Below are 20847 nucleotides of genomic sequence, written 5' to 3'. Positions count from 1 at the left end.
ATCGGCGGCGACCTGCGGCCACTGTGATGCTTACGTCAGTTGTACCGCGAACACCTACGTGTATGACCGTTTCGATGCGCGTGATGAGCGCCGGCGACGGCTACAAGTACCTGCTCCGCACCGTCGCCGCAGGCGACGGTGACCGCTCACTCTCGACCCCGCTGACGAGGTACTACGCCGAGGCGGGCAGCCCGCCGGGTCGCTGGCTCGGCGCGGGCGTCGCAGCGCTGGGCGGGGTGATCGTGGAAGGCGATCAGGTCTCCGAATCCCAACTCCAGCTTCTTGTCGGGATGGGCCGGCACCCTGTCACCGGCGACCCGCTCGGACTGGCGTATCCCGCGTACAAGACCGCGGCGGATCGCATCGAGGAGCGCGCCGCGGCGCTCGATCCCGGCCTCGGGCCGGCCTCGCGTGCCGAGGCGGGTGCGCAGATCGAAGCCGAAGAAGCGGGGCGGGGGACGCGGCGCGCGGTCGCTGGGTACGACTTCACGTTCTCAATCCCGAAGTCCGCATCAGTGCTGTGGGCAGTCGCGGACGCGGGCACGCAGGCGCTCATTGCCGAGGCGCATCATGCGGCGGTTGCGGAGGTGGTTGCGTTCATGGAGCGGGAGGTTGCAGCCACCCGCACCGGCGCAACCGCACGCGGTGGAGCCGTTGCACAGGTAGATGTCCGTGGCCTGATCGCCACGGCGTTTGACCACTACGACTCCCGGGCTGGAGATCCGCACCTGCACACTCATGTCGTCATCTCGAACAAGGTGCAGACCGTCCTGGACGGCAAGTGGCGCTCCCTCGACGGCCGGCCCATGCACGCCGCGACGGTCGCGCTCTCCGAGCTGCACGAGGCCGTGTTCGCCGACCACCTCACGAGGTCGTTTGGCGTCTTCTGGGAGTCCCGCGAGATGGGCCGGGACCGCAATCCGGCGTGGGCGGTGGCGGCCGTGCCGGAGGAGCTGGTGGCCGAGTTCTCCTCCCGATCCCGGCACATTGAGGCCGAGAAGAACCGGCTCATCGCCGAGTACGTCGACAAGCACGGCCGTCAGCCCTCGACTGCAACGATCATCAAGCTCCGCGCCCAAGCCACCCTCACCACCCGCCCAGAGAAGCAGGTCCGGTCGCTGGCTGACCTGACCGCCGAATGGCGGCACCGCGCCGGCCGTATCCTCGGCACGGATGCGACCTCATGGGCGCGGATAGTCGCAGCGAACGACGCACCGCTGCTGCTTCGCGCCGACGACATCCCCTTGGACGTGATCGCGTCCCATGGCCAGTCGGTCGTGGAGGTGGTGGGCGAGAAGCGCTCCACCTGGCGTCGGTGGAATCTCACCGCCGAGGCGGCCCGGCAGACGATGGGTTACCGGTTCGCCTCCACCGTGGATCGGGAAGCGGTCGTCGGACTGGTCGTGGATGCCGCCGAGGCCGCGTCGCTGCGGCTCACCCCGCCCGAGCTCGCGACGAGCCCGGTGGCGTTCCGCCGGCCGGATGGCACTTCGGTGTTCCGGCCGAAGCACTCGACGGTGTTCTCCTCCGAGCTCCTGCTGGCAGCCGAAGACCGCCTCCTCAAGCGCGCCCGCATGACGACCGGCCCGACCGTGCCACTTTCCACGGTGGAGCGGATCGCTACCAGGCCCGACCGGGAAGGGCGGGTGCTCGGCGACGATCAAGCCGCCGCGTTGGTGTCGGTCGCCGTGTCCGGCCGCGTTGTCGATGTCCTGGTCGGCCCGGCCGGAGCGGGCAAGACCACGGCGATGTCCGCGTCGCGGCGGGCATGGGAGGCCGAGCACGGACCCGGCAGCGTGGTCGGGCTTGCGCCGTCTGCGGTCGCCGCGCAGGTCCTCGCCGACGACCTCGGGATCGCGACGGAGAACACTGCGAAGTGGTGGGAGATCCATCAACGCACCGGCCAGTCGTTCCGCACGGGTCAGCTCGTGATCGTGGACGAAGCGTCCCTCGCCGGCACGCTGTCCCTGGACCGGATCACCGCGCTGGCGGCCGGGGCGGGGGCGAAGGTGCTGCTGGTCGGGGACTATGCGCAGCTCCAGTCCGTCGACGCCGGTGGCGCATTCTCTCTGCTGGTCCACGATCGGTACGATGCGCCCGAGTTGGCCGATATCCACAGGTTCACGAACTCGTGGGAGAAGACCGCCTCCCTCGGCCTTCGGCACGGGCGCACTGAGGTCATCGACACCTACCTCGACCACGACCGCATCCAGGGCGGGGAGACGGAGGCGATGATCGACGCCGCCTACACCGCATGGCGAGCCGACCGGCAAGCGGGCCGTGCGACGGTGCTGGTCACCGACTCCAACGAATCCGTCCTCGCGCTCAACCAACGCGCCCGTACGGACCTGATCCTCGACGGCACCGTCCACGGCACCCGCGAGGCCGAGTTGCACGATGGCACCCGCGCCGCAGCCGGGGACACGGTCATCACCCGCCGCAACGACCGCCGCCTGCGTGCCGGCCGGTCCTGGGTTCGCAACGGCGACCGGTGGACCGTCACCGACATCCGCAACGACGGCTCAGTCACCCTCCGCCGCGTCGAGCACAGACGGGGCGGATCGGTTGTGCTCCCGGCGGACTATGCGGCCGAGCACCTGGACCTCGGCTACGCGGTGACCTCCTACCGGGCACAGGGCATCACCGTGGACACCTCGCACGTCCTTGTCGACTCATCCATGACGAGGGAGAACCTGTACGTCGCGCTCACCCGCGGCCGAGACGCGAACCTCGCCTACGTCACCATCGACAAGCCCGACGACTCCCACCAGGGACCTCACCCCGGCGACAACACCGACGCCACCGCCAAGAGCGTGCTGTTCGGGGTGCTCCAGCACGTCGGCGCCGAGCTCTCCGCCCACGAGACCATCGCCGCCGAGCAGGACGCTTGGAGGAACATCGGTCAGCTCGCTGCGGAGTACGAGACGATCGCCGCCGCCGCCCAACGCGACAGGTGGGCGAACCTCGTGCGCGCATCCGGACTCACCGACGACGATGCGGGCGCCGCGATCAGCTCCCCAGCGTTCGGCGCATTGACTGCCGAGCTTCGCCGTGCCGAAGCCAACCACCACGACATCGAGGCCCTGCTGCCACGGCTCGTGCGGGCACGGGGCTTCTCCGATGTCGACGACATCGCCGCCGTCCTCCACTACCGCGTGACTCGCGCCACCGCCCGCCCCGCCGGCTCCGGCCGCGCCCGCAAGACGCCCCGGCTGATCGCCGGCCTCATCCCCGAAGCCACCGGCACCATGAGCGGCGAGCTCCGGCAGGCGCTCACCGAACGCCGCGACCTCATCGAGACCCGCGCCGACGCCCTTCTCGACGCCGCGCTCATCGAAGGCAAGGGGTGGGCGAAGGCGCTCGGCGCCCCGCCGAAGGACGCCAAGACCGCCGCGACCTGGCGCGGCCTGGCTCGTACGGTCGCCGCGTACCGCGACCGCTACGGCATCACCGATCCCACGCCGCTCGGCGCTCCCGCCGAGAACGACGCGCAGAAGATCGACGCGGCCCGCGCGAGCGCCGCCCTCGACCGCGCACGCGACCTCGCGCGAGGGCCGGGGGAGGAGCCGCAGCGGCGGCCCGGACAAGAGCCCGTGCGCCGCTCGCTATGACACGCATGCCCTTCCCGATGTCAGGGCCGCGTCGTACGATGGATGACGAGGCGGCCTCTATATTGGCGCTGTCGCTCCCCGCTACAGCATGACCAACCCGCAACAGCGGGCGGTCCTTTCAGGTTCTTGTCGCCGAACCCCTGAGAGGACTATGCCCATGTTCCGGCTCATCTGGGCGGCCGGCGTCCGCACCCACACCATCCTCAGCTACGCGCCCACCAACCTCCTGATCGCCGCGACCCGCACTCGCCGCGGCCTGCGCTGGGGCATCCCGGCCATGCTCGTTGCAGTGCCCTATGGGTTCGTCGCGAGCTGGTGCATCACCACCATTGATAGCGGCGGTTCGGGTTGGCTGAACCTGCTCGTTCTCCTCGCCACCTGGAACATGCTGAAGCTCATCGTCAATGGGCCGATCACCGCGCTGCTCCTGTTTCACACATGGACGTGCGAGATCGCCATTCGACGCCGAGCTCATCGGGCCAGGCCGCGATATGACGAGGTCTCGCGCTAACGCGCCGGCACGACCGACCCTGTCGTCGCATACTGACGCCCCCGCCGCCGAAGAACTGACGCGGCAGTCTCTATGCCACGACACGACCGGCACCGGACTTGTTCGATCACGGGATTCCTCGCGCCACGCGGGATACTCGATCTCAAGATCGAAGCGGCTCGGGGAGGGTATGCATGCTCTATCGCAATGCTGCGCGGGCCTTCATCGCTGAGCTTGCCGAGATTCGTTCGAGTGGGCAACCGGTGACGGTTCGCGGACTGCCGACTCACGAGCGTCTCGCACGTACTGTGACCTTGGCGCAGCCAACGGAACGTTTCATCACAGTACCGGGTCGTCGCAACGATGTGTTCGCGACCATCGCCGAGACGATGTGGGTGCTCGCTGGGCGCAATGACATGGAGTATCTAGCCCGCTACCTCGGCCGCGCGCTGCAGTTCTCGGATGACCAGGTGACATGGCGTGGTGGCTATGGGCCACGGTTGCGCGACTGGGGTGGAGTCGATCAAGTGGATGAGATCCGCAAGCTCCTCCGTTCGGACCCTGAGTCTCGCCGGGCGGTCGCCGTCCTGTTCGATCCGGCGCGCGACTTCGCGGATACGCTCGATGTGCCCTGCAACAACTGGCTGCACTTCCTCGTCAGGGATGGCAGCGTACACCTCAACGTGACCGTGCGTTCCAACGACATCCTGTGGGGATTCTCCGGCATCAACACGTTCGAGTGGAGTGTCCTGCACGAGATGATGGCCTTCTGGCTCGGTGCGCGACTCGGTCACGCGTCGTTCTTCATCTCATCCCTTCATCTCTACGACGAGCGGAATGAGCAAGCTGACCGTGCCCTCGCCGGGTTTGGTGGCGCCACCGGCTATGAGGAGGCGTGGGCGGGCGCTCAGTTCGGGACTCGGTGGGAGGACTTCGCGGGTGTGCTCGATCGCTGGTTCGACATCGAAGCTCGACTGGCGTCCGGGGAGAACTGTCACGTGGAGATCGCTGGCTTCTCCGACCCGTTACTGCGTCAGTTCCTTCAAGCGATCGCGATCAAGTGGGAGATCGCCGCAGGTGCTGACGACGCCCGGCAACGTGAACTCGTCGACGAGCTCGGCCACAGCGACATCGCCTTCGCGCTCCACGAGCAACTGTTTCGAGACTCCGCCCAGCTACTGTCCCAGTCCGTCTCCACGGTGGATTGGGTCGACCTGCGCGAGTCGGTCATCGCCTTGCATCGGTCGAAGGACGCCGCCTACGGCAACTCGTGGAAGAAGCGCGGGGAGCTGATCAGCATCGCCGCCAACCTCGCCCGCAAGATCGATCGCATCGATCAGGTGGCAGGTGGTGCGGCAGCGGGGAGAGAGGCACTTCTGGACACTGTGGTCGATCTCCTCGTGTATGCAGTCAAATATGAGACCTTCCTCGCGGACCAGTCGACCGACGTCGCCGAGCAACTCTTCACGAATGGCGGTGAGCGGTTCAGCGACGGCCCGGATGGTTTCGAGGAACTCATGAAGGCGCGTGACGTCGTCGGCGAGGTCGGGACCGTTCATGCCGAGGCCGCAGAGGCCTCGACGGTGTTCGACGAGTTGAATGCTTTCCTCCAGCTCCACCCGCAGGGCGAGTGGATGGAGAAGCTCGCATTGGCAGAGCGCCTGACGGCGACCGCGTTACGCCTCGTGCTTGCGGTCGCGCTGTCCGACCCGGATGGAGTCGACACGCTACGCCGCGACGCGGGACGATCATGACGGCGGTTCTGGCGGGCTGCGACGCGTCCGGCGAGAGATGATGGAGCGAACCAGTGGCCGACGGGTCGGACTTGCATCTCGCCACGAGAAGCGGATGACCATAGGCAGCACAAAACGGAGACAGGCACAGTTTATGCGAGCACCAACTCCCCGGGACGGGGTCTACGACCTCTACTGGAAGTTCGCCGCTGAGCGACAGCACGTGTTTGAGGCGCGAGTCGCTGGAGCCCCGGGGCCGTGGACGCAGGACCGGATTCTTCAGGAGTACAAGTTCTGCAACGTCTATCGGGCTGCTGACCGTGTCAGCCAGTACCTCATCCGTGACGTCGCTTACCGCGATGACGACTCAAGCCCTGCCGATCGTCTGTTCCAGATCGTCGCGTTCCGAAACTTCAGCAATGTCAGTACGTGGGAGACCGTCGTCGAGATACTTGGGCGGTCGCCTCGGATTGCAGATCTGGAGACCGGTGTGTTCGAAGCCGCGCTCACCGAGGCGAAGGACCGCAACGGCGGCCTCTACACGGGGGCGTTCATCCTCTGCGCCACGGACGCTTACGGTCGCAAGACCAAGCATCTGAACCATGTGGAGCTGTTCCGGGACATGTTCGTGCGGTCGCGCCTTGGCGAGCGGATTCTTGAGGCCAAGTCGCTGGAAGAGGTCTATGACCTGCTCCACACTTTCCCCTTGATGGGGGATTTCATGTCTTACCAGATGGCGATTGACCTGAACTACTCGGAGCACGTGAACTTCTCCGAGAACGACTTCACGAAGCCTGGTCCGGGCGCGCTACGTGGCATCAAGAAGGTATTCTCCGACCTCGGTGGTCTCACGCCGCAAGAGGTGATCATGTGGATGGTCGACAACCAGGAGGCTGAGTTCGCCCGCCTGGAACTTGACTTCAGCGGTCTCTGGGGTCGGCCGATCCAGGCGATCGACGCTCAGAATCTCTTCTGCGAGACGGACAAATACTGCCGTGAGGCGGTTCCGGAGCTTGCTAGCGCGAGAAGCCGGATCAAATCGCGCTACGTCTCCACGCCGGAGCCGATGACGCTCTTCTTCCCTCCCAAGTGGGGGATCAACAGTCACCTGCCTCAGAACGAGGTGCTGGGAGGTGAGTTCGCGCGTGCGCGCGTCCTCGAGCCCATGTTCTAGTTGAGCGCGCTGACGTTCACGCGGCTGCTGCTGGCTGCCGGCGACGTGGCCAGTCGTGCGGGCGTCCTTGCACCCCCGGCTCGAGCGATCGCACCCATTCGATGATCGCTGCGACGTGCTCGTTGGTGAAGTTGCTTCGGTATGCAGGTCCCGAGTGCACGAGGTCGAAGCCATAGTCGTTGCGCAGTGATTCGGGGATGACTGGGCCGTCTCCGCCGAAGTACACGAACTCGTCTCCGAGCATCACCCGCTCGCTCTTCGTGTCGCGCAGCATGTGGCGCGCCTCTAGAGAACCGTCGTCCTTACTGTGGCGGGAGTTCTCCTGGATCCATTCATCGGCCAGATCGCGGTGGTAGATGTTGTCGCCGAAGTGCTGCATGCGGCTGCCCCGAAGGTTCGGCCGTTTCTCAGCGAAGCGTTCATCGTCCCAATACGCCTGGAAGCTCACGATCTCTGAGACGCGCATGGCGTAGACGAGGTTGCCTGCTTTGCCGTTCGGTCGGGAGCCCGTGCCGACTATCCAGTCGTCGACCTGGGCGACCCGGCGGATGTCCTGCTTGCAGGTGGCAAGAGAGCAGACCCCGTGAAAGGGGTTTGGCGCGAACCCGACGTCGTAGCGCACGATGTAGCTGAACACCTTCACGCTCGACCTCCTTATTCAGCAGGCAGCCCGCGGAATCGACTGCACAGGCGCGGGAGCACCACTGGGTTCTGTCCAGTTGTCCTTGCCGTCAAGAGCGTCGATGATCGCCTGGGCATCCCAGTTGACGATCGCGTTCGCGTAGTCTTCGAGCGGCTCGGGCATGTCGTCGTGCGTGGTGCCGGGTGCCCAGACCCCGACGATCCGCTTGTCGGGGAACTTGCGGGCGTACTCGATCTCCCAGTCGACCCACTCGTGGCTCTTCGTGTCGGGGGAGATGATGACGATGATCTTGCCCGCCCATCGGATCTGGTCGGCCAGGATCTGTCTGATGTAGTCGGGGCTCTTCGCGTTGTTCGGGGTCTCGCTCGTGATCGACGAGTCCCGGATCTCGGCTCCGCTGCCGGAGAGCATCTTCTTGAGATCTCCGACCAGCGCGTCGTCCTCGTGACGGTGGCTGATGAAGATGTTGTGCTGGTCGCTCATGTCGGGCTCCTCCCTTCCAGGGATAGTCTACTTTTGACCACCGACATCGCCCCGATGAGGCGGCGTTTCGAGAGGAGAGCGCGTGCCGATCCCGCCGATCCTCGACGTGTTCGTCGTCTGGCACCCCGACGACGCGATCGGCGCCGAGCGATTCGCGGAACTCCATGAGCACTTCCATAGCCCGGCATTCTCGGGCCTGGCTGGCGGTGCCGTCGAGGTGTATGCGCGCAGCGATCCCTGGGAGGACGGAGCTCCGCCACGGCCCTTGGGCATTGCGACGCCGCTCGGCGAGGGACTCCCGGCCGCACAGTTCAACGCGATCGTGCCGATCATCGACACGAATTTGCTCCGTGCAGCGGCCGAGGCGGTCAATCCATGGAACAAGTATCTTCGCGAGATTGTCGAACTGAACCTGAGGGATGGCGTAGGCGTCTACCCTGTCGTGGCGGAAGGCCTGCAATGGGGTACCAGCATCGTCAATCAGATCCTCGGCGGCATCCAGACCCTGCCAGCTGACGTGAACACGGATAGCGGCTTGTTCGGGCGCGAGCTGGCGCAGGCGATCACCCAGCAGATCCAGCAGGAGGCGAACCTCCCCGCACGGCTGACGGTGTTCGTGAGTCACACGAAACACCGTTCTTCCGAGGAAGCTTCGCGTTCCGGCCCCGCGATGTTCGAGCGTGTACGTGACCACATCCAGCAGTCTCACCTGTCGGCGTTCTTCGACGCGCAAGACATCCAACCTGGTGGCGACTGGGAGAGGACGCTTGAGGACGCCGCTGGCAGCAGCGCGCTGCTGATGATCCGCACCGACGTGTACGCCGCACGAGAATGGACCCAACGTGAGGTCCACGCCGCAAAGCACAGCGGCATGCCGGTCGTCTGCATGTACGCGCTCACTGCCGGGGAGGAGCGGGGCTCCTTCCTGATGGACCACGTCCCCTCGGTAGTCTGTGACCTCGCCGATCCCGCTCCCGGGGTTGCTCTTGCCCTCAACAGGCTCGTCGACGAGACGCTCAAGAACACTCTTTGGCAAGCGCAGACGTCCTATCTCTCGGAGGACGGGTTCGATTGGCTTCCTGCGCAATCGCCTGAGCCGACCACACTCGCCCCCTGGCTCGCTTCACATCAAGAGACGCAGCCAGATGACAAGCACCTCTGGGTCATTCACCCCGATCCGCCCCTCGGGCCCGCGGAACGAGAGGTGCTGCTGCAGTTGTGCGCGGTGGCAGGCTACGACGTCGACGTCGACATCTTGACGCCCCGGACGTTCGCTGCGCGCGGTGGAGCACTCAAGAAATGAGCGAACCCACCCTCATCTCGCGAGACGCTCTCTCGGGCCAGAAAGTCACCTTGTCAGTCTCTGAGAGCGCCGATCTCTCACGTCTTGGTCTCACTGAGCAACACTGCCGACTGGTCGTCGCCGAAGTAGGCAGAGCGATCATGCTCGCGGGAGGAACCGTCGTATACGGCGGTCACCTCAATCCCGGTGGCTACACCGAGATCCTGATCGAAGAGGCCCAACGTTTCAGCAGCGGAAGATCCGCGCTTGAGATCACGCTCGCCGAATCTGAGTACCGGAAGCTCACGGCAGACGAGCTGATCGCGGCAGACAGGAATCTCGGTGACATCGGCAGACTGACGTTGGTTTCCGAGTCGCGTAAGACGGTGCCGATCTCGCGTGCCCTGGACGGCTCTTGGACCCAAGACGCCGGCAACGCGTTGACCGCGATGCGCGAGCATGTCGCGAGCGAAACGACAGCCCGTCTGATTGTTGGGGGGCGCCTCGCGGGCTACGTCGGCGCGGAACCGGGCGTGATCGAAGAGGCCCGTCTGACGATTCAGTCCGGACGCCTGCTCCTCGTCGCCGGAGGGTACGGTGGCGCAGCAGCGGCAGTCGCGCAGCGTCTATATCCGCAGTCTTTCGATGGCTGGGCACCCGGCGCGTACCCGGCTCATGCTCAGGACGCACAGGTCGCAGTCGCGCTGGATGCGCTGCATGACGCGTACGCCAGTGCCGCCTCCGGCCCTCACCTTGACGAAGAGCTCTCGCGGCTCCTCACAATCAGCCACAGGCCAGCCGACATCGCGCGCGCGACCGTGCGCCTTCTCTCAGCGGCGGCGAACTCAGCTGACGGCTCGACGTGAGTAGCAAGAGCATCCCCTGAGCGCACCGGGTCAGGTTCCCTGGCGCCGTTGTATGTCCTTCGCGAATGCCTCGTCCAAGTGCACGGCAGTGACCGGATCGACCATCTCGTTTCGACGAATGTAGTGACGCAGCGTCGTCCTCGGATCAGTGTGACCAAGCAGCGCTGCCGCGAGCTCGACACTCGCGCGATCATTGATCGCAGTGGCCGCCGTACGGCGGAACATGTGCGACGTCACACCCTCGATGCCGGCCAGATCGAGGACATGACGAAGCTGCCGACGCACGTTGTTGGTCGTCAGAGGTGTGCCGTTCCGGCTGGAGAACACGAGATCGTCCTCATTCATACGACAGCGATGCGCCAGGCGAGTCCGAAGCGCCTCGGCCGCGAAGGACGGCAGGGCGACCACACGGCGGGAGCGCGCCGTCTTCGGGTGATCTTGACGACTGGTCGCCACCCCACGCTGGCTGACGACTGTCCCAGCGATCCTCACCGTGGCCGGCGCCGAAGTCAGGTCGATGTCGCGCCGCCGCAACGCCAGGACTTCCCCGATGCGAGCGGAGGTGCCGAGCATCACCTCGATGACTGCCCCGAGTTGTCCGTCCGGTCGAGGCCCGGTCTCGTTCAGACCCGTCTCCCAGTAGCGCACCGCAGCACGCACAGCATCAACCTCTGCCGGAGTCAGCGCCGATGGTGGGATGCGCTCGCGGTGGAGCCTTCCAACATGATCCATCGGGTTGCGCGGGAGGATCTCGTGCCGCACGGTAAGGCCCAGTGCGAGGCGGAGCGCAACGCGCGCCCTGTTTCGCTTGCTGGGACTTTCGCGGGCAAGGCTCTTTAGAAACCGGTCGCAGCGGGCCACGCCTACCTCGCGCAATGTCAGGTGCTCGAAAGCGGGCAGCACCAGAGTCCGCATGTTCCGCTCGTAGAGCTGCTGAGTCGTCAACGACAGACGGTCTTCCAGCTCCATGTCCTCAAGCCAGTAGTCCACCAAAGCCGGGAAGCCGCTGTCCGGCGTGATGTCGGCGGCGCCGGGCTGGAACAGTGACCGCTGTGACAGTTTCGACTTCAGCGCGCGCTCCGCTGCGGCCTTCGTGTCTGCTGTGGCTGACACCTGCCGAGACGCACCGTCCCAGTCGCGATAGCGCGTGCTGGCCGTGACCCGGCCCGACGCCACGCGAAAGACTCGGATCTTCCCGAACGTGCCGATCGGCGTGCGCGGCCTACCCAAGTGGCCAACCCTTGCCCGACCTCGTCCGACGCTGGCTACTGGCGACTGGTTGCGGAGACACGGCCTTCAACTTTAGCGGCCTCCTCATCTGGCGGCGACCGAGCGACTCGTCCTTCCCCGGGGCGTCGTAATCGGCCCCGACGGAGTGAACCATTCACGACGAGTCCGTAACCTCGAAGCATGTACACGCCGTGGGCTTCCAGTGCTGCCGCTCGGAAGACCATGCAGGGCAACCGAAGCCGGGACACGCAGGCGGAGCTGGCGGTGCGCCGCCTGGTGCACGCCACGGGACTGCGATACCGGGTCAACGCGCGACCGGAGCGCGACCTGCGCAGGACGGCAGATCTGTTGTTCACTCGCGCCCGTGTCGCCGTGCTCATCGATGGCTGCTACTGGCACGGCTGTCCCGAGCACTTCAAGATGCCGTCGACGAACCGCGACTACTGGGAGGGCAAGATCGGCCGGAACCGGCTCCGCGACATCGAGACCACCGCGTTGCTTGAGGGGCGCGGTTGGAGGGTTCTGCGGTTCTGGGAACACGAAGCCCCCACCTCTATCGCCGCGAGCATCGTGGATGTCGTGCGCGATCGACGAGAGGTCACTCACTGAGAGCGGACAGGCTCTCAGCCCAGTCGTCGGTGATCGTCTGGATCGGCGCGAGCCTGTCGGGAAAATCCTTGTGCCGCGACATGCGTGAGGTGAGCCCGTAACGGAACTCCCACCGTCCGGTCGGCGAGAAGAGGCAGGCGGCGACGACGTCGAACCCGTCGACGGGGTAGAAGCGCGACGCGGGATCGCCCTTGGAGGCGCGGGTCTTCTGCACCTCGACCTTGAAGCTGCCGCTGGCGGAGGTCTTGGGGCTCGCGTTCTTGCACTCGACCCTCATCAGCCTTCCGTCCGCGAGGATCACGTTGAAGTCGTGCATCGCGTCCACGTCGAGCCGCTCGACCGCGGAGATGTCGGGCGAGCTCTCGAGCAGGTGTTCCAGGTGGTACTCGGCGACCCCGCCGCGCACGGCGACAGAGAGCCGGTTGCGTCCGCCGATGATGTCGAGGATCTGCTCGCTGGTGAGCGCGAACTGCTCCTCCAGCACGTGCCGGCGCGGCAGCTCATCGACCGCCGTCTCATCGGCAAGCGCTACGGCAGCCGAGTACCGCAGCGGCGGGTCCAGACGCAGGGAGGTCGCTCGTCGTTCGAGACGCGCGTAGTCGATGAGGCGGTCGGGAGTGAACGCGACGACCGTCTCCAGATTCGTGGGTGAGCGGGGCTCCGAGCGTTTGGTGCCGGTGCGGTTGATCTTCTCCCAGACGTGCCACCCGGATGCTTTGGCCTGCATGATCTCGGCGTCTTTGGCGTAGAAGGAGATGCCCATTGGCAGCGGGTCCCAGAGGTTGGCGTCCAGGCCGAGGATGACGCCGTCGGCGAGGTCGACGCCGAGGATCATCGTCACGTCCACGCCGGCGACGTCGCGTCCAAGGGGGTGCTCTCTCTTCCAGGACTCCTCAGCGCCGTAGCGGAGCTGGCCGCGGACCTCGTCGTCAGGGCGGTTCTTGATCGAGTTTCGGGTGACGCGGAAGGGGTAGACGAGCATCCCGATCCGCTCGTCGGAGCTCAGCTGCACCCCGAGGTAGACCGGCGCGCGGTGCGGGTCGCTCGCGTACAGCACGCGGCCGCCGGAGGCACGCACGGCGTCGAGGAGGAACGCGTGCAGGTCGCTGCGTCCCTGGACACGGTAGACCTCGCCGAAGGCTCGCCCGGCGAGCGGCTCTTCCTCCACAGGACCCCTTCCGGATTGCGTTGTCCACCGATGTCCTTGGTCACGTTGGGCATGTCGGTGGCTGTTGGCAGACTCGTCTCGACGATACTGGTCAGACACGCACTGCCCGCAGAGGCCGGGCCGTGCGTGCACGTATAGAAAGAGGTGGCCGATGGGCGAGCAACTCCCGGTGGTGAGCCTGTTCTCCGGAGCAGGAGGACTCGACCTCGCCGTCGAACGTGCCGACGCCGAGCCCCTCGATGCCGGCGACCCCGGCAGCGGCCTCCTTCGTGTGTCGGTCGCGACGGACTACAACGAGCCCGCGTTGCAGACGTTGAAGGCGAACTTCGACGGTGCCGCGACCCTCACCGGCGACATCCGACAGGTCTCCACCGAGCAGATCCTCGCCACCGCAGGGCTGCGGGCCAAAGAGCCTGTGCTGGTCGTCGGCGGCCCGCCGTGCACTCCGTTCAGCAAGTCGGGGTTCTGGCTGGAGCAGAAGCGCGAGAGCCGCGACCCGAACGCCTCGCTGCTGGACGAGTATGTCCGTGTTGTCCGCGAGTCCCGCCCCGAGGCGTTCATCCTGGAGAACGTGCAAGGCCTGACGTACAAGACCCACAAGGCGCAGTTCGATCGGCTCCTCAAGGGACTCGGCGAGCTCGGCTACAACCCGCAGTGGAAAGTGCTGCTCGCCGCCGATTACGGCGTCCCTCAGCTGCGCCGTCGCGTGTTCGTCGTCGGACGCCGCGACGGGGAGAAGTTCGAGTTCCCCGAGCCCACCCACTCCGGCTGGAGCGAGCACACCCGCACCGTCGACGCGAACAAGATCCCCCACGTCACCTCCTCCCAGGCGTTCGCCGGACTGCCCCGACTGGTCCGTGCGGCCGAGGACGAGATCGTCGATGGCAACTACGGAGAACTTGCCGCGGAAATCCCGCCCGGTCAGAACTACCTTTGGCACACCGAACGCTACGGCGGCCGCAACCACTTCGAATGGCGCAGTCGCTACTGGACCTTCCTGCTCCGCCTCGACCCCAACCGGCCATCCACCACGCTCCAGGCGCAGCCCGGACCGTGGGTCGGCCCGTTCCACTGGGAGAACATCCGCACAGCCTCTGGCGAAGAACGAGCACGACGCCTCCGCGTCAACGAAATGCTGCGCCTGATGTCCTTCCCGGACGACTTCAAGATCGACGGCACTCGAGTCGACGTTCAACGCCAGCTCGGCAACGCCGTCCCGCTCGAACTTGGCAAATCCGTAGTTCGCGCGCTCATGGATCAGCTCGGTTATCTAGGGCGAGAAGGCACAGCTCGAATAGCCGCGTTCGGCTGAGCCGTCTGCTGAACGTCTATTTCTTGGCCCGGTGACGCAAGGAGGAGCATCGCGGTGAGCGCCCTGGTTCCCAATCTTCCAGAGCTGATCGCCCGGCTGGGTGACGGCAACGACGCCCGCGCTGTCGCTGAAGCGTTCGATGCGGAGACAGTCGAGGCAGCACGCACTTCCCTGCAGCGGATCACCGAAGCTTGGGAGGGGCGTACCGCGGAGGCGGACACCGAAGTGATTGCAAGCCGAGGTGAGACGCCTCGATGAGGATCAGCTACATCGAGATCTGTGGCTTTCGCTCCTACGGACCGCAGCCACAACGAGTTGAGTTGAACACCCCGATCACGGTGATCCACGCCGACAACAGCCAAGGGAAGACGAGTCTCGCTGAGGCCTTCGAATTCCTTTACACCGGCAGCACATCCCGACGTCAACTCGGTGGTGGAAGCCCAGGCGAGTTCGAGGGCGCCCTACGCAACGCTCATCTTCCGGCATCTGCTGAGGTATACATCGAGGCTGAGATATGTCTCCAGGATGGCAGCCGCAAGATCCTCCGCCGCCAGTTGATCGACGACTACCAGGGGGCGGCCGACTGCGTCAGCGTCCTGTCGTTGGATGGGATTGACATCGGCTCAGTTACCGAAGCCGGAATGCAGCTGTCCGACCCACCGCTTGCGGCTCCCGTTCTACTTGAACATGCCCTGAGATACGCCGTTTCGGCGAAGCCGGGCGAGCGGAGCGACTATTTCAAGGCGGTGCTTGAGGTCGCGGACCTCGATCTGCTGCGCTCAGAACTCGCAGCTCTGATCAGTGAACGAGAGGCGCAGCCTAGGGAACTTTTGGTAGCAAGGCTGGAGGGTCTGCGTTCACATCCTCAAATCGGCCCGCTTGTGGCGTCCACCTCACCGTGGACCGCGGCTCAGCTCTCCACGTCGCTCGTCTCTGCGCTAAACACTCTCGTACCTCCTGCCGAGAATGAGCCGCAGCCCGCACGCGAGCTGTCGACCGCAGTTGCACGAGTGACGAACGAGCTCACTGCGCGCACGAACACACTGCTACCACTCACCCAACTCCGCCCGTCGACCGCTGCTATGCCTTCACAACGCATGCGACTTTTCGATGCACAGTCGCCGACGCCTGGCGGTCGCTCATCAGCGACCGAGCAATCATTTGCCGCGGAACTTGATAGCTATAACGACGCCGTGTCGAGAGTGGACGCCTCAGTAGCAAAGGTTCTGCCGCTATTCCATGCGGTTCTTGGCGTTGACGGTCTTCCTCAACATCCGGGCGATGGTCCAGTAGACTGCCCGGTCTGCCAGACGCCTGCATCACTGACTGCCGAGAGGGTAGAAGTGATCCGGCACCAGCTGGCAGATCAAGAGGGCCTGACTGGCGCGAGTACCAAACTTCGTGCTGCGATCACGCAGCTTTCGAATGAGCTCGAAGCCGCTGGGAGCTGGGCAAGCGCGAGCATTCCGGCAGCTGCCGGATGGACAGCTGACGGTCGGGCGGCCCACGAGTCTGCTGTCGCTGAACTTTTAGGAGAAACAGACTCCTTCGTCGCCGTCGCGCAGCTTGCGCAAACCCTGAAAGCCAGCGCACAAACGGTTCAGGGACATGTCGACGACTCTCTGGCGGCGATCGAGCACATCCGAGAGCAGGTGAGCAGAAACACCGCAACAACCAGGGCGGATTTCGAGGCTCTAATGAGTGCCGAGGAAGAGCTTCGACAAGCGTTGACCACTCACAAGTCTCTCTTGTCACAGGCAGCGGCCGATGTGGAACCTGTCATCAGCGTGCTGGAGCCCGTGCTCGCCGCAAGGAGCAACACGACCGGATGGACCGAACTGCTTGAGCTCGCCCGAGCTGAGGATGCGCTGCTGGAAGCGCTCGAACGCCAGCGCCTCAGGGATGCAGCGACGAGTCGGCTGAAGAGCGCGCAGCGAAAGATCACGAGCGCAGCTAAAGAGGTCGTTGACCAGAAGCTAGAACTCATGGCCGCCGAGATTCGTAAGTGGTGGTCATTGATGCGGCCCGACGAGCTAACTGCTTTTGATCGCTTGGCTCGACGCGGGGCTGGCAGCCGCTACCTGGATCTGACGGCTTCGCTGGTTCCTGAAGCTGATGCGTCGGGCGTGGTGCGTAACGCATTGGCGGTCTTGAGCAACAGCCAGCTGAACGCGCTCGGGCTGGCGACATTCCTCGCCCGGTGCCGTCAGCTTGGGAGCGCGATGATCTTCCTTGACGATCCGGTGCCCGGAAGCGATCGGGAACACAGATACACGTTCGCGGACAAGGTGACCTCGGAGCTGCTTTCGAGCGGGGTGCAACTCGTAGTCACGACCCATGATGCGGAACTCGCGAGAACCCTTCAGTCCCTCTACCAGCATCTGGGCACTGGCGAGTATTCGGCTACGCTCATCGACCCACGGCAAGGTACCACTGTGCTCCGTACGGGGGACGACTTCGAACGACTCATGTTGAACGCGCAAGGACAGATGAGTTCGCCACTCCACGAGAATCGCCGCTCGGCCGGAAACAGTCTACGAATCGCCACGGAGCGCTTGGCAAAACACATACTCATCGCGGCGCGGCAATCCGACGATGACACCCAAGCTTCATTGGCTGACTACGAGGGGAAAAACCTGCGTGATCTGCGTCCCTTGGTGGTAGCACGCTGCAAGGCACCGAACGAGCCCGGTCAATGGCAGACCCTCGCGCGAATCCTCAACGACTCCGATCACGACACTGACCCTCCTCAGCCCGCCGACTTGAAGACGTGCTACGACATGCTCAGAGACATCAAACGACGACACGGCGTCAGTACCTCGTCGTCGGCAGTGGCTCAAGCAGCATAGGCACCGCCGTCGGGCGGACCTTTCCGGCACCTGGCGAGGTGGACCAATGAGGTGACCAACAGCCCGCAAACTCTGCAAAATGTGATGCGCAGAGCGTGCCCCTGAAAAGCAAAACCCCAGGTCAGGTGGGCTACGAGCGCTGATCCTGGCACCTGGGGGTCAAGGGGTCGTGGGTTCAAATCCCGCCAGCCCGACGCAGGGGGGCCTCTGACCAGCATGAACGTTGGTCAGAGGCCTTCGTCATGCTCACCTCAGGCGTCATCGCCGTCGTCATGCCCGCACTCGCTGCACAGTTGCTGCTCATGCGATGGCCGTAGGCGTTGGGTCTGCGTGACGAACACGTCGATCGGGGCCTCGTGCGCCGGCCACTACACTCAGTCCACGCCAATCGCCGGGACTGCTGGCCGATACTGGGGAGTCCGCGAATCCCCGAGACAGCGGTGCAGGCCGGATATCTACCGGATCCTCCGAGGAGCCGTGGACTCATCCGGCCGGCCCGGCAAGCCCACGACTCGGACCAGGGAGTAGCAGTGACCGATCACAGCCAGTCAATCGAGCCCGATGAGCGCGGCGGCGCGCCCGGCCATCGCAGCGTCGAATTGCAACGCACCTCCCTGGGTCATTACGAGGTGCGCAACGCCCGAGGTGGTGTGATCAGCCTCGGGGACGGGACCGGCACGGACTTCACACCGGTTGAGGTGCTGCTGGCCGCGATCGCCGGGTGCTCCAGCGTCGATGTGGATCACATGACCAGCCGCCGCGCCGAGCCCGAGGAGTTTACCGTCCGGTGCAGCGGCACGAAGATCTCCGACGACGACGGCAACCACCTGCAGGACGTCGAGGTCACCTTCCACCTGCGCTTCCCGGCCGGTGCCGAGGGCGATGCCGCGCGGGCCCGGATCGCGCCCGCTATCAAGGCCAGCCATGACCGGGAGTGCACGGTGTCGCGGACCGTGGAGCTGCCCACACCCGTCACGATGCGTACCGCCGACTGAGCCGGCCGGTATGACCGATCAGGCGGGCAGCGAGGGGTCCACGCGGACCGCCTACGACACGGTCGCCGCCGACTATGCGCGGGCGATCCAGGACACGAACCAGGAGCACCCGCTCGATGTGGCGATGATCGCCGTCTTCCTGGCCGAGGTGGGCGCCGGGCCGATCCTGGACGCGGGCGCCGGCGCCGGCCGGCTCACCGGCTATGCTTCCGCACGCGGAGCCGACATCCGCGGGATGGACCTGTCCCCGGGCATGATCGCCCAGGCCAGGAGCACCTACCCCGACCTGCGCTTCGAGACCGGATCACTGTTGGACCTGCCCTACCCGGCCGGCAGTTTCGACGGCGTGCTGCTCTGGTACTCGGTGATCCACCTGGGTGATGACGAGCTGGGGCGGGCCCTGAGCGAGGTGGCCCGCGTGACCCGTCCCGGTGGCTACCTACTCCTGGCCAGCCAGGCCGGCTCCGGCGAGGTGGACCTGCGCCCGGTCTACGCCCGCATGGGGCATCAGGTGTCCTTGACCCGGCACCGGCGCACCGCGGAGGTGTTGGCGGCAGCGCTGGCCCGGGTCGGGGCGAGGGAACTGGCGCGACTGGTGCGCCGGGGCAGCCCCACTCACGAACGGGACGACCAAGCCGTGATTCTCGCCCGATTCGGGCCACCTGAATAGTCGCCGCCCGCCTGCTCTGCTGTTCACAGTTCCGTCCGCTTCAGCGCCAGGGATGCCACGCCGAGGCTGATGACGGTGAGCACGGCGGTGCTGATGAGCGGGCCTATCGTCATGAGTATCCCGTCGGACAGGACCGGCCCGGCTATGCGTGCCAGACTCCAAGGCAGTATTTCGAAGGCGCGGGGCGCGGTAGCGACGAGGAGGTCGGTGCCGAATATGCCGGCCAGCGGCAGCGCGACCACCAGGGCGCGCGACCAGGTCAGCGCACTGAGCATGAGCACCACGGCGAGGTGGAAGACCGCGAGGCAGCCGATGAGTGCGACGGCACCGAGCCACTGGTCCAGCGGCCACAGCGCTCCGTCGGCAAGGGAGAGTTGGGCCAGCACGCCGAGCCATGGCACGAGGACGATCACGACGAACAGGGCGAGGGCGTGGCCGAGGAACTTCGCCGCAAGCAATGCGCTACGAGCCAGCGGTTTGGACAGCATCCACTCCAGCACGCCGCTGCGCCGTTCATCGAGCAGGATGCCCTGGGCGGTGACGACCACGCCGATGGAGGCCAGAATGCCTGCCATGCCAGCGAATTGGACCGCACTCTCGGTGGGGGTCATGTCGCTCGCGCCAGCGGCGACGTCGAGCCGGGGCAGGACCCAGAGCACCAACACGAGCAGCGCGTTGGTCAGAGCGGACCACACGAGGGCCTGCGTCCACCACCGCCGGGTGTTCCACCAGGAACCTGATTCCCGACGGAACTGGTTGGTCAGCCCGGACAAGGTCGATGGCGATCTCATCGAACGTCTCCCTCCACGACGTTGATGAACACGTCCTCGAGTTCGGACCTGCGGCGACCGAACTCGACCACCCGGACCTCGTCGTGGCTCAGGACCAGCCGCAGCAGTTGAGCCTGGGCGACCTCCTCGTCACTCACCCGGACCGTGAGGGAGACTCGGTCGTCGCCGGGGACCTCGCGGATCTCGGTTACCCAGGGCTGAGTCCGCATGCTGGTCACGGCGGGACCGACATCCCCGGTCAACGTCAGGACGAAGGTGTCGGCCTCGTCGAGGAGATCGACCATTGAGGACTGGAGGACACGGCGTCCGTTCCGCAGGATTGCGACCTCGTCGCTGATCTGCTGGACGTCGTCGAGGATGTGGGTGGAGTAGAAGACGGTCGTTGTCTCCTTCAGTCGGCGCATGACGTCCAGGACATCGCGTCGGCCCAGCGGGTCCAGCGCCGCGGCGGGCTCGTCGAGAATGAGAAGCCTGGGGCGGTGGATCTGGGCCTGCGCAATCCCCAGTCGTTGCCGTTGGCCACCGGAGAGTTCACCGGAGCGGGCGTCAGTCTTCGCGGTCAGACCGACCAGGTCCAGTGTCTCAGTGATGTCGTCCTCGACGCGGGCGTCGGGGTCGAGGGGGTAGAACCCACGAGCGTAGCGCAGCACCTGCCGGGCTGTGAGGTCCTCATGAAACCGTGGCTGCTGGGCGAGGTAGCCGACCTGCCTGCGCACCTGCATGCTCGCGCTGACGATGTCGGAGCCGAGTACCTGCGCCGTGCCACCCGAGGGCGCGGCCAAGCCCAGGAGCAACCGCATCAGGGTGGTCTTGCCCGCCCCGTTCGGACCGAGAAACCCGAACAGAGACCGCTCGGGGACCACCAGATCGAGCCCATCGAGAGCGATGACCCCACCGTAGTGCTTGGTGAGGCCCTGGCAGGAGATCGCCGGTGCTCCCAT

The 20847-nt window shown here is 65.5% G+C and carries 18 protein-coding genes; 12 read left to right on the top strand and 6 right to left on the bottom strand.

The genetic code is table 11. The annotated features are described in order from the left end of the window. Window positions 1-62: 62 nt before the first annotated feature. The 4 genes from mobF (at window position 63) to ACPL7H_RS06650 (ending at window position 7008) form a co-directional block, all read left to right on the top strand. A complete protein-coding gene (gene mobF / locus ACPL7H_RS06665) occupies window positions 63-3611 on the top strand; it encodes a MobF family relaxase (protein ID WP_424796247.1) in 3549 nt (1182 codons plus the stop codon). Between the two features lie 157 nt (window positions 3612-3768). Next, window positions 3769-4122, top strand: a complete 354-nt coding sequence (locus ACPL7H_RS06660) for a sulfate permease (RefSeq protein WP_424796246.1) — start codon at window positions 3769-3771, stop codon at window positions 4120-4122. 173 nt (window positions 4123-4295) lie between these two features. Then, the gene (locus ACPL7H_RS06655) at window positions 4296-5855 is read left to right on the top strand and encodes a thymidylate synthase (protein WP_424796245.1); all 1560 of its coding nucleotides are present in this window, start codon (window positions 4296-4298) and stop codon (window positions 5853-5855) included. Between the two features lie 94 nt (window positions 5856-5949). Beyond that, window positions 5950-7008 carry a nucleotide kinase domain-containing protein gene (locus ACPL7H_RS06650; RefSeq protein ID WP_424796244.1) on the top strand — a complete coding sequence of 353 codons (1059 nt, stop codon included), beginning with the start codon at window positions 5950-5952 and terminating at the stop codon, window positions 7006-7008. A 16-nt stretch (window positions 7009-7024) separates the two neighbouring features. On the opposite strand, the gene ACPL7H_RS06645 is transcribed toward ACPL7H_RS06650, so the two are convergent. Both ACPL7H_RS06645 and ACPL7H_RS06640 read right to left on the bottom strand, forming a co-directional pair. Further along, window positions 7025-7651 (bottom strand): hypothetical protein, encoded by a 627-nt coding sequence (locus tag ACPL7H_RS06645; protein WP_424796243.1) that lies wholly within the window; start codon window positions 7649-7651, stop codon window positions 7025-7027. A 15-nt stretch (window positions 7652-7666) separates the two neighbouring features. Beyond that, window positions 7667-8134: a TIR domain-containing protein gene (locus ACPL7H_RS06640; protein WP_424796242.1), complete on the bottom strand. Its 468-nt coding sequence runs from the start codon at window positions 8132-8134 to the stop codon at window positions 7667-7669. A gap of 82 nt (window positions 8135-8216) precedes the next feature. On the opposite strand from ACPL7H_RS06640, the gene ACPL7H_RS06635 reads away from it, so the two are divergent. Both ACPL7H_RS06635 and ACPL7H_RS06630 read left to right on the top strand, forming a co-directional pair. Further along, entirely contained in the window at window positions 8217-9437 is a 1221-nt protein-coding gene (locus ACPL7H_RS06635; RefSeq protein WP_424796241.1) for a toll/interleukin-1 receptor domain-containing protein, read from the top strand. Then, window positions 9434-10282 carry a hypothetical protein gene (locus ACPL7H_RS06630; RefSeq protein ID WP_424796240.1) on the top strand — a complete coding sequence of 283 codons (849 nt, stop codon included), beginning with the start codon at window positions 9434-9436 and terminating at the stop codon, window positions 10280-10282. Before ACPL7H_RS06635 ends, ACPL7H_RS06630 begins: the two co-directional genes overlap by 4 nt. Before the next feature lie 30 nt (window positions 10283-10312). On the opposite strand, the gene ACPL7H_RS06625 is transcribed toward ACPL7H_RS06630, so the two are convergent. Then, window positions 10313-11395, bottom strand: a complete 1083-nt coding sequence (locus ACPL7H_RS06625) for a tyrosine-type recombinase/integrase (protein ID WP_424796239.1) — start codon at window positions 11393-11395, stop codon at window positions 10313-10315. A 297-nt stretch (window positions 11396-11692) separates the two neighbouring features. Between ACPL7H_RS06625 and ACPL7H_RS06620 the strand changes: the two genes are divergently transcribed. Next, a complete protein-coding gene (locus tag ACPL7H_RS06620) occupies window positions 11693-12121 on the top strand; it encodes a very short patch repair endonuclease (protein WP_424796238.1) in 429 nt (142 codons plus the stop codon). Here ACPL7H_RS06620 and ACPL7H_RS06615 read toward each other — a convergent pair. Then, window positions 12111-13289 carry a hypothetical protein gene (locus ACPL7H_RS06615; RefSeq protein WP_424796237.1) on the bottom strand — a complete coding sequence of 393 codons (1179 nt, stop codon included), beginning with the start codon at window positions 13287-13289 and terminating at the stop codon, window positions 12111-12113. The two genes, ACPL7H_RS06620 and ACPL7H_RS06615, sit on opposite strands and share 11 nt — an antisense overlap. Before the next feature lie 151 nt (window positions 13290-13440). Between ACPL7H_RS06615 and ACPL7H_RS06610 the strand changes: the two genes are divergently transcribed. From ACPL7H_RS06610 to ACPL7H_RS06590, 5 genes are all read left to right on the top strand, one after another. Then, complete coding sequence (locus ACPL7H_RS06610; protein WP_424796236.1) at window positions 13441-14601, top strand: DNA cytosine methyltransferase; 1161 nt, start codon at window positions 13441-13443, stop codon at window positions 14599-14601. A gap of 54 nt (window positions 14602-14655) precedes the next feature. Then, window positions 14656-14859 carry a hypothetical protein gene (locus ACPL7H_RS06605; RefSeq protein WP_424796235.1) on the top strand — a complete coding sequence of 68 codons (204 nt, stop codon included), beginning with the start codon at window positions 14656-14658 and terminating at the stop codon, window positions 14857-14859. Then, window positions 14856-17450 (top strand): AAA family ATPase, encoded by a 2595-nt coding sequence (locus ACPL7H_RS06600; RefSeq protein ID WP_424796234.1) that lies wholly within the window; start codon window positions 14856-14858, stop codon window positions 17448-17450. Before ACPL7H_RS06605 ends, ACPL7H_RS06600 begins: the two co-directional genes overlap by 4 nt. Window positions 17451-17980: 530 nt before the next feature. After that, on the top strand, window positions 17981-18445 hold the full coding sequence (locus ACPL7H_RS06595) for an OsmC family protein (protein ID WP_424796233.1): 465 nt from the start codon (window positions 17981-17983) through the stop codon (window positions 18443-18445). Between the two features lie 10 nt (window positions 18446-18455). Then, complete coding sequence (locus ACPL7H_RS06590) at window positions 18456-19115, top strand: class I SAM-dependent methyltransferase (protein ID WP_424785881.1); 660 nt, start codon at window positions 18456-18458, stop codon at window positions 19113-19115. 23 nt (window positions 19116-19138) lie between these two features. Here the strand turns inward: ACPL7H_RS06590 and ACPL7H_RS06585 are convergent, their stop codons facing one another. After that, entirely contained in the window at window positions 19139-19906 is a 768-nt protein-coding gene (locus ACPL7H_RS06585; protein WP_424796232.1) for an ABC transporter permease, read from the bottom strand. Next, window positions 19903-20847, bottom strand: a complete 945-nt coding sequence (locus ACPL7H_RS06580) for an ATP-binding cassette domain-containing protein (protein WP_424796231.1) — start codon at window positions 20845-20847, stop codon at window positions 19903-19905. Before ACPL7H_RS06580 ends, ACPL7H_RS06585 begins: the two co-directional genes overlap by 4 nt.

The sequence above is a fragment of the Pseudactinotalea sp. Z1732 genome, assembly GCF_049724975.1.
Classification (GTDB): Bacteria; Actinomycetota; Actinomycetes; order Actinomycetales; family Beutenbergiaceae; genus CALKWS01.
This window is presented reverse-complemented; position numbering and strand designations above follow the sequence as displayed.

Bases quoted from the DNA above. Each gene is read 5' to 3' on its own strand.
- ACPL7H_RS06590 (WP_424785881.1), top strand. From the start codon at position 18,456: ATGACCGATCAGGCGGGCAGCGAGGGGTCCACGCGGACCGCCTACGAC.
- ACPL7H_RS06630 (WP_424796240.1), top strand. From the start codon at position 9,434: ATGAGCGAACCCACCCTCATCTCGCGAGACGCTCTCTCGGGCCAGAAA.
- ACPL7H_RS06620 (WP_424796238.1), top strand. From the start codon at position 11,693: ATGTACACGCCGTGGGCTTCCAGTGCTGCCGCTCGGAAGACCATGCAG.
- ACPL7H_RS06600 (WP_424796234.1), top strand. From the start codon at position 14,856: ATGAGGATCAGCTACATCGAGATCTGTGGCTTTCGCTCCTACGGACCG.
- mobF (WP_424796247.1), top strand. From the start codon at position 63: ATGACCGTTTCGATGCGCGTGATGAGCGCCGGCGACGGCTACAAGTAC.
- ACPL7H_RS06655 (WP_424796245.1), top strand. From the start codon at position 4,296: ATGCTCTATCGCAATGCTGCGCGGGCCTTCATCGCTGAGCTTGCCGAG.
- ACPL7H_RS06650 (WP_424796244.1), top strand. From the start codon at position 5,950: ATGACCATAGGCAGCACAAAACGGAGACAGGCACAGTTTATGCGAGCA.
- ACPL7H_RS06580 (WP_424796231.1), bottom strand. From the start codon at position 20,847: ATGGGAGCACCGGCGATCTCCTGCCAGGGCCTCACCAAGCACTACGGT.
- ACPL7H_RS06660 (WP_424796246.1), top strand. From the start codon at position 3,769: ATGTTCCGGCTCATCTGGGCGGCCGGCGTCCGCACCCACACCATCCTC.
- ACPL7H_RS06640 (WP_424796242.1), bottom strand. From the start codon at position 8,134: ATGAGCGACCAGCACAACATCTTCATCAGCCACCGTCACGAGGACGAC.
- ACPL7H_RS06610 (WP_424796236.1), top strand. From the start codon at position 13,441: ATGGGCGAGCAACTCCCGGTGGTGAGCCTGTTCTCCGGAGCAGGAGGA.
- ACPL7H_RS06585 (WP_424796232.1), bottom strand. From the start codon at position 19,906: ATGAGATCGCCATCGACCTTGTCCGGGCTGACCAACCAGTTCCGTCGG.